Consider the following 7,826-nt stretch of genomic DNA (forward strand, 5'->3'; position numbering starts at 1 on the left):
GATAGGGGCCGAAGCGACCGCTGCGCAGCGTGATTTCCTCTGACGTGTAGGGGTCCTTGCCGATGACCTTGGTGCCGTCCTCGCCGCCGCCATTTTCGCCATTGGGATTGGCGGCATCGCCGAGCTGGCGGGTGAAGGAGCATTCCGGATAGTTCGAGCAGCCGACAAAGGCGCCGAACTTGCCGAGCTTCAGCGACAGATTGCCGGTGCCGCATTTCGGGCAGATGCGCGGATTGGAGCCGTCCTCCCGCGTCGGGAACACCAGCGGCGCCAGTTCCTCATTGAGCGCGTCGAGCACGTCGGTGACGCGCAGTTCCTTGATGTCGGCGACGGCGCCGGAAAAATCCTTCCAGAAATCGCGCAGCACGTCCTTCCAGGCGAGCTTGCCGTCGGAAATCTCGTCGAGCTTTTCCTCGAGGGACGCGGTGAAGTCGTATTCGACATAACGCTTGAAGAAGCTTTCAAGAAAGGCCGACAGCAGCCGGCCCTTGGCCTGCGGCACCAGCCGGCGCTTGTCGATGGTGACGTAGTCACGGTCCTCGAGCGTCTTCAGGATCGCCGTGTACGTGGAGGGCCGGCCGATGCCGAGTTCTTCCAGCTTCTTGATCAGCGAGGCTTCGGAATAGCGCGGCGGCGGCTCGGTGGTGTGCTGGGTCGCGTTGATCGCCTGGCGCGCTAGCTGCTCGCCGGCGCGGATCTCGGGCAGGCGGCGATTTTCCTCGTCTTCCGCATCGTCGTCCTTCTGGTCGGTGTAGGCGGCGATGAAACCGTCGAACCGAACGACCGAACCGATGGCACGCAGCTCTGCGGTGCGCGATCCGTTGACCGCTTCGATCTCGGCGGTGGTGCGCTCGATCTCGGCTGGCTGCATCTGGCTGGCGATGGCGCGCTTCCAGATCAGCTCATAGAGTCGCATCTGGTCGGAATCGAGATATTGCCTGACCGATGCCGGGGTGCGCATGAAATCCGTCGGGCGGATCGCTTCGTGCGCTTCCTGGGCGTTCTTGGCCTTGGCGGTATACTGGCGCGGCTTTTCCGGCAGGTATTTTGCGCCGAATTCCTTGGCAATGGCGTCGCGTGCGGCGTCGATCGCCTCGGGTGCCATCTGCACGCCGTCGGTTCGCATATAGGTGATGAGACCTGTGGTCTCGCCGCCGATCTCCATGCCTTCATAGAGCCGTTGCGCCACCTGCATGGTGCGGCTGGCCGAGAAGCCCAGGCCCGATGAGGCGGCCTGCTGCAGCGTCGAAGTGGTGAAGGGCGGGCCGGGATTGCGCTTGGTCGGCTTGGCTTCGACCGACACCGCCTTGAAGGTCGCGCCTTCGAGCATCGACTTGATGTCGTCGGCCTGCGCCTTGTTGGAAATGTCGAGCTTTTGCAGCTTCTTGCGATCGAAGGCAGTCAGCCGCGCTTCGAAATTCTCGTTGCGCGGCGTGCCCAGCAGTGCAGCGATCTGCCAGTATTCCTCGCGGAGGAAGCGCTCTATTTCGGATTCGCGGTCGCAGACGAGACGCAGCGCAACCGACTGGACGCGGCCGGCCGAGCGGGCGCCCGGCAGCTTGCGCCACAGCACCGGCGACAGCGTGAAGCCGACGAGATAATCCAGCGCCCGGCGGGCGAGATAGGCATCGACCAGCGGCGCATCGATCTGGCGCGGATTGGCCATCGCCTCCAGCACCGACGATTTGGTGATGGCGTTGAAGACGACGCGGCTGACCGGCTTGTCCTTCAGCGCGCGCTTCTGCTTCAGCACCTCCAGCACATGCCAGGAGATGGCTTCACCTTCGCGATCCGGGTCGGTGGCGAGGATCAGGCCATCGGCATCCTTGACCGCCTTGGCGATGTCGGCGAGTCGCTTGCCCGAGGCGGTGTCGACCGCCCAGGACATGGCGAAATCCTCATCCGGACGCACCGAGCCGTCCTTGGCCGGCAAATCCCTGATATGGCCGAACGAGGCCAGAACCTTGTAGTTCTTGCCGAGATATTTGTTGATTGTCTTCGCCTTGGCCGGCGATTCGACGACGACGACGTCCATGAGGTCTCATATCAGCTGTGGTGCGGCAGAAGAATTCCGCTGCGCGCGACGAAATCTCGTTCTATTTGTCGCTCACATGGCCGCGCTTTTGCATCCGGTCAAGGGGAAGCGCCCAAATTGCGGGCCGGCCCGCGGCAATACACTCTTAGAGTGTATGGAGAAAATCACAGAATTTGGGAAAGGGAGATGGTGGTCTCAAGTCAGCGGAAACGACTGGTTTTCATTTTCGCCGAGTCGCGGAAAGCTGCTGGAGCAGTGGCATCGGGGCGACGCCAGTGGCAAATTGATCGACGCTGGCCGCCGGCTGCATAGAGCGATGCCTGGCGACCAGCCTTGTTCCGCCATCAGGCGTGAATGTATTGAGTATCTTAGTCGGCCTTGACGATATGCCAGACTTCGCCGACGCCGTCGCCGGTCACATCGCCGGGCTTCTCGTCCTTGATGAAGGTGTAGACCGGCTTGCCGTCATAGGCCCACATCTTGGTGCCGTCGGTGCGGTCGACAACGGTCCATTCGTCGTCCGCCTTGGCGCCGGCTTCGGCTTTCAGCGGCGGCCAGTTGGTGGCGCATTTGTCGTAGCAATTGCTCTTGCCCTTCTCGTCCTTGTCATAGGTGTAGAGCGTCATGCCATTGGCGTCGGTGTAGATCTTGGTGCCATTGACCTCGGCTTCCTTCCACGCGTCGGCGGCGAAGGATGCGGCGGTGCTGAGCAGAAGCGCTGCCAGTCCTGCGGTTATGGTTTTCATGGAAATCTCCCTGACTGGTATCTGGAGACGCGCGGGAAATCGCGGCCTCGCTGTGTCAACGCCCAGGGGCTGCCGTTTCTTCCCCGGCAAGCATGATCTTGCCAACACAATGGTGATTGGTGGACAAGGCTGCGCGTCGCTATATCAGCGGCACGACAGTGGAGTTCCTGGAAATGGCATTGGACATCGGCTATGTCAGCGCGGTCGGGGCGGGAGCCATCTCGTTCCTGTCGCCTTGCGTGCTGCCGCTGGTGCCGCCCTATCTCTGCTATATGGCCGGCGTGTCGGTCGACGATTTCCGTGGCAATGCGGGAACTACGGCGAGGGAAGGCGCGCGCGGCGCGCTGCTTTATTCCTCGATCGCCTTCGTGCTCGGCTTCTCGACCGTCTTTGTCGCGCTTGGCGCCGGGGCCTCGACCATCGGCCGGCTGCTGCGTATCTGGCAGGAGCCGCTGGCGATGGGCGCCGGTGTGCTGATCATCCTCATGGGCCTGAATTTCCTCGGTATCCTGCGCATTCCGCTGCTTTCACGCGAGGCGCGCTTCCAGTCGCAGGGCAAGCCGGCAAGCGCCGTCGCCGCCTATGTCATGGGGTTGGCCTTCGCCTTCGGCTGGACGCCCTGCATCGGTCCGGTGCTCGGTCCGATCCTGACGCTGGCCGGCGGCCGCGAGACGGTGGGCGAGGGCGCGCTGCTGCTCGCCGCCTATTCGCTCGGGCTGGGTATCCCGTTCCTGATCGCCGCCCTGTTTTCCGGCGCCTTCATGCGCTTCCTTGGCAAATTCCGCGTCCATCTCGGCCGCGTCGAAAAAGCGATCGGCGCGCTGCTGGTGGTCGCCGGCGTGTTTTTCCTCACCGGCGGCGTGCAGACGGTGTCTTACTGGCTGCTGGAAAATTTCCCGGTGCTGGGGCGGCTGGGGTAGGTCGCGTCGGCGGAACGATGCACGGCAGCCCGCATTTGCAGTACCGTTGATCAACACTTTTTCGAGCCGGGAGGCGAGAATGGTAGCCAAGGCGGATGTGCGAAAATTCTTCAAGGTCTATGAGAAAATCTACAATGACGCGATCGCCGACACCGTCGATCTCAACGACGTCGCGGACATGTATTCGGCCGGTTTTGTCTCGGTGACGCCGGCAGCGGTCATGGTTGGCGAGAATGGCGAGCAGTTGAAGGCCATCATGACAAAGGGTTTTGGCCTATCGTGCCCTCGGCAGCAAGAGGATGACCTGCAAGGAGGTCTCTGTGACACCTGTCGACCAGGACCATTGCGTGGCTGAGGTAAACTGGGCCGGTGACTATGAACGCAAGGATGGGAGTCCCGTGACCATCGACTTTGCGGTCAACTATCTCGTCGAAAAGCGCGACGGCAAGCTGAAGGTGTTTGGCTGGATATCAGGTGACGAGCAGGCGGAATTCAGGAAACACGGCCTGTTGTAGGTGTGCTGACTGCCGAATTCCGTTTTAAGACCCGCTGATTAAGAGTCAGCTGCTCCGCCATCTCACCGAAATTTAACCGCATTGGTGAAGCAAGGCGCCACTGCTAGCATGCTTTGATTCCCAACCCTTTTCATATGGTTGTCCCTTCCATGAGCCAGAGATCCTGCCTGTCCGTCATTCTCGCCGCCGGCGAAGGCACGCGCATGAAGAGCGTGCTGCCGAAGGTGCTGCACCAGATCGCCGGCCTGCCGATGGTCGCCCATGTGGTGAAGGCAGCCGAAGCCGCCGGCGCCGGCAGCCAGGCGCTGGTGATCGGCCATGGCGCCGACGAGATGCGCAAGGCTGCGGCAAAGTTCGCGCCGAAGGCCGAGACTTTCGTGCAGGAGAAGCGCCTTGGCACCGCGCACGCCGTGCTGGCCGCACGCGATGCGATATCAAAGGGTTATGACGACGTCCTGGTGATGTTTGGCGACACGCCGCTGATCGACGCCGATGCGCTGACCGTGGCGCGGCTGAAGTTGGCCGAGGGCGCCGCCGTCGTCGTGATCGGCTTCCGCCCGCCCAGCCCGACCGGCTATGGCAGGCTGATCGAGAAGGACGGCAAATTGGTGGCCATCCGCGAGGAGAAGGACTGTTCCGAGGAGGAAAGAAAGATCGGCTTCTGCAATGCCGGCATGATGGCGGTGGCCGGCGCCCACGTGCTGACGCTGCTCGATCAGGTTGGCAATAAGAATGCCAAAGGCGAATATTATCTCACCGACATTGTCGAGATCGCCAGTGCGCGAGGCCTCGATGTCGTCGCCACCGAAGCCAGCTTCGAAAGCGCACTCGGTATCAACAACCGCGCCGAACTTGCGCAAGCCGAGGGCATATGGCAGGCGCGCCGGCGGCATGAAGCGATGCTGTCGGGCGTGACGCTGATCGCGCCGGAGACCGTGTATTTCTCGCACGACACCGAGATCGGCACTGACACGATCGTCGAGCCCAATGTCTGGTTCGGTCCGGGTGTGAAGATTGCGACGGGCGCCAAGATACATGCGTTCAGCCACATCGAAGGCGCCACCATTGCGTCCAATTGCGATGTCGGGCCATACGCGCGACTGCGGCCGGGTGCTGATCTCCGGGACAAGGCCAAGGTCGGCAATTTCTGCGAGGTCAAGCAGGCGGTTATCGAAGAGGGCGCCAAGGTCAACCATTTGACCTATATCGGCGATGCCCGCGTCGGCGCGGGAGCCAATATCGGCGCCGGCACCATCACCTGCAATTATGACGGCTATTCGAAATTCTTCACGGACATCGGCGAGGGCGCGTTCATTGGCTCTAATTCGTCGCTGGTGGCACCTGTCACCATCGGCAAGGGCGGCTACATTGCCTCGGGCAGCGTGATCACCGAAAGCGTGCCCGACGATGCGCTGGCCTTCGGCCGTGCTCGCCAGAAGACGATCCCGGGCAAGGGCAAGGAATTGCGCGAACGCTTTGCTTCGGCCGCGGCTGCGAAGAAAAAGTAAGACCAGCCCGCAAAAAACCGAACGATTGCAGTAACCGGATTGCAAGAGCGGTCTGTCATGGTGCATCGACAAGAATGAGCGTTCCGTTACACGGGACGAAATGCAATGTGACTTTCGCGGCAGGCCGGCCATCCCTAAATAGCGCTGGTTTTCCACGGGGACTCGGGGGCTGTCTGCATGTGCGGTATCGTTGGAATCGTCGGCCACTCGCAGGTTGCGCCGCTCATCGTCGACGCGCTGAAGCGGTTGGAATATCGCGGCTATGACTCGGCCGGCGTCGCCACCATCGAGCACGGCCAGCTTGCTCGCCGCCGCGCCGAAGGCAAGCTGATCAACCTCGAGCGCCGGCTCAAGGACGAGCCGCTCGACGGTACGATCGGCATCGGTCACACACGCTGGGCGACACACGGCGTGCCCAACGAGACCAATGCGCATCCGCATTTTTCCGACGGTGTCGCCATCGTCCATAACGGCATCATCGAGAATTTCGCCGAATTGCGCGAAGAACTGATCCGCGATGGCTATTCTTTCTCCTCGCAGACCGACACCGAGGTCGTCGCCCATCTGGTGGCGCGCGAACTCGCCAAAGGCCTGAAGCCGGTCGAGGCCGCGCACCAGGCGCTGAAGCGGCTGGAAGGCGCCTTTGCGCTGGCAATCATGTTCAAGGGCGACGAGGACCTGATCGTCGGCGCGCGCAATGGTCCGCCTTTGGCTGTCGGCCATGGCGATGGCGAGATGTTTTTGGGCTCCGACGCCATCGCGCTCGCACCGTTCACCAATTCGATCACCTATCTCGAAGATGGCGACTGGGCGGTGGTGCGCCGCGACGGCGTCACCATCTTCGACATCGACGGCACAAAGGTCGACCGCAAGCGCCAGCAGTCGCTTTCGACCAGCTTCATGGTCGACAAGGGCAATCGGCGCCATTTCATGGAGAAGGAGATCCATGAGCAGCCCGAAGTGATCTCGCATACCTTGGCGAATTATCTCGATTTTGTCGGCGGCGTCTCCAAGCCGCTGGATCTGCCGTTCAATTTCGCAGAGATCAACCGGCTGGCGATTTCGGCCTGCGGTACCGCCTATCTTGCCGGCCTGATCGGCAAATACTGGTTCGAGCGCTACGCGCGCCTGCCCGTCGACATCGATGTCGCCTCCGAATTCCGTTACCGCGAAATGCCATTGTCGAAGAACGACGCGGCGTTCTTCATTTCGCAGTCCGGTGAGACTGCCGACACGCTGGCCTCGCTGCGTTATTGCCGCAAGGCCGGCATGAAGATCGGCGCGATCGTCAATGTGCGCGAATTGACCATGGCGCGCGAATCCGATGTCGTGCTGCCGACGCTCGCCGGGCCGGAGATCGGCGTTGCCTCGACCAAGGCGTTCACCTGCCAGCTGTCCGTGCTGGCATCGCTTGCCGTGCGGGCCGGCGTGGCGCGCGGGACAATCTCGAAAGAACAAGAGAAGACCCTGGTGCGCGCGCTATCGGAAGCGCCGCGCTATGCCAATCAGGTGCTCAAGCTTGAAGAGCAGATCGAACGGATCGCGCGTGAACTCTCACGCTACAAGGACGTGCTCTATCTCGGCCGCGACACCAACTTTCCGCTGGCCATGGAAGGCGCGCTGAAACTCAAGGAAATCTCCTATATCCACGCCGAGGGCTATGCGGCCGGCGAGCTGAAGCATGGACCGATCGCGCTGATCGATGAGAACATGCCGGTCATCGTCATTGCGCCGCACGACCACATTTTCGAAAAAACCGTGTCGAACATGCAGGAAGTGGCGGCGCGCGGCGGCAAGATCATCCTGATCACCGACAGCAAGGGTGCGGCGCTGACGAGCGTCAAGACGATGGAGACGATCATCCTGCCGGACGTGCCGGAAATCATCTCGCCGATCATCTACGCGCTGCCGATCCAGATGCTGGCCTATTTTACCGCCGTCTTCATGGGCACCGACGTCGACCAGCCGCGCAATCTGGCGAAATCGGTGACGGTGGAATAGGCCTCATCCTTTCGTCATCCACGGGCGTAGCGGGAGCGAAGCTCCTGCGCAGACCCGAGGATCCATTCCGTGGCGTCGGCCGAAGAATGCAACCCCTCAAG

Annotated in this window: 7 protein-coding genes; 5 read left to right on the forward strand and 2 right to left on the reverse strand. The window is 61.8% G+C overall.

Annotated features, from left to right (window positions below; all coding sequences use genetic code 11):
• On the reverse strand, window positions 1-2,035 hold a 2,035-nt coding region (gene topA / locus EN939_RS13100), incomplete at its 3' end, for a type I DNA topoisomerase (RefSeq protein ID WP_127268351.1).
• A gap of 368 nt (window positions 2,036-2,403) precedes the next feature.
• Window positions 2,404-2,781, reverse strand: coding sequence for a COG4315 family predicted lipoprotein (locus tag EN939_RS13105; RefSeq protein WP_127268352.1), 378 nt, complete (start codon window positions 2,779-2,781; stop codon window positions 2,404-2,406).
• Window positions 2,782-2,954: 173 nt separating this feature from the next.
• Here EN939_RS13105 and EN939_RS13110 point away from each other — a divergent pair, with 173 nt between their 5' ends.
• The 5 genes from EN939_RS13110 to glmS all read left to right on the forward strand — a co-directional run bounded on the left by EN939_RS13110 (window position 2,955) and on the right by glmS (window position 7,725).
• On the forward strand, window positions 2,955-3,701 hold the full coding sequence (locus tag EN939_RS13110; RefSeq protein WP_127268355.1) for a cytochrome c biogenesis CcdA family protein: 747 nt from the start codon (window positions 2,955-2,957) through the stop codon (window positions 3,699-3,701).
• A 79-nt stretch (window positions 3,702-3,780) separates the two neighbouring features.
• The gene (locus EN939_RS39050) at window positions 3,781-4,056 is read left to right on the forward strand and encodes a hypothetical protein (RefSeq protein WP_236382805.1); all 276 of its coding nucleotides are present in this window, start codon (window positions 3,781-3,783) and stop codon (window positions 4,054-4,056) included.
• Entirely contained in the window at window positions 4,049-4,216 is a 168-nt protein-coding gene (locus EN939_RS39055) for a hypothetical protein (protein WP_236382807.1), read from the forward strand. Before EN939_RS39050 ends, EN939_RS39055 begins: the two co-directional genes overlap by 8 nt.
• Before the next feature lie 149 nt (window positions 4,217-4,365).
• A complete protein-coding gene (gene glmU, locus EN939_RS13120; RefSeq protein ID WP_127268353.1) occupies window positions 4,366-5,724 on the forward strand; it encodes a bifunctional UDP-N-acetylglucosamine diphosphorylase/glucosamine-1-phosphate N-acetyltransferase GlmU in 1,359 nt (452 codons plus the stop codon).
• A 177-nt stretch (window positions 5,725-5,901) separates the two neighbouring features.
• Window positions 5,902-7,725: a glutamine--fructose-6-phosphate transaminase (isomerizing) gene (glmS, locus tag EN939_RS13125; RefSeq protein WP_127268354.1), complete on the forward strand. Its 1,824-nt coding sequence runs from the start codon at window positions 5,902-5,904 to the stop codon at window positions 7,723-7,725.
• The last annotated feature ends 101 nt before the right edge of the window (window positions 7,726-7,826 follow it).

This window comes from Mesorhizobium sp. M7A.F.Ca.CA.002.05.1.1 (assembly GCF_003998335.1).
Taxonomy (GTDB): Bacteria; Pseudomonadota; Alphaproteobacteria; order Rhizobiales; family Rhizobiaceae; genus Mesorhizobium.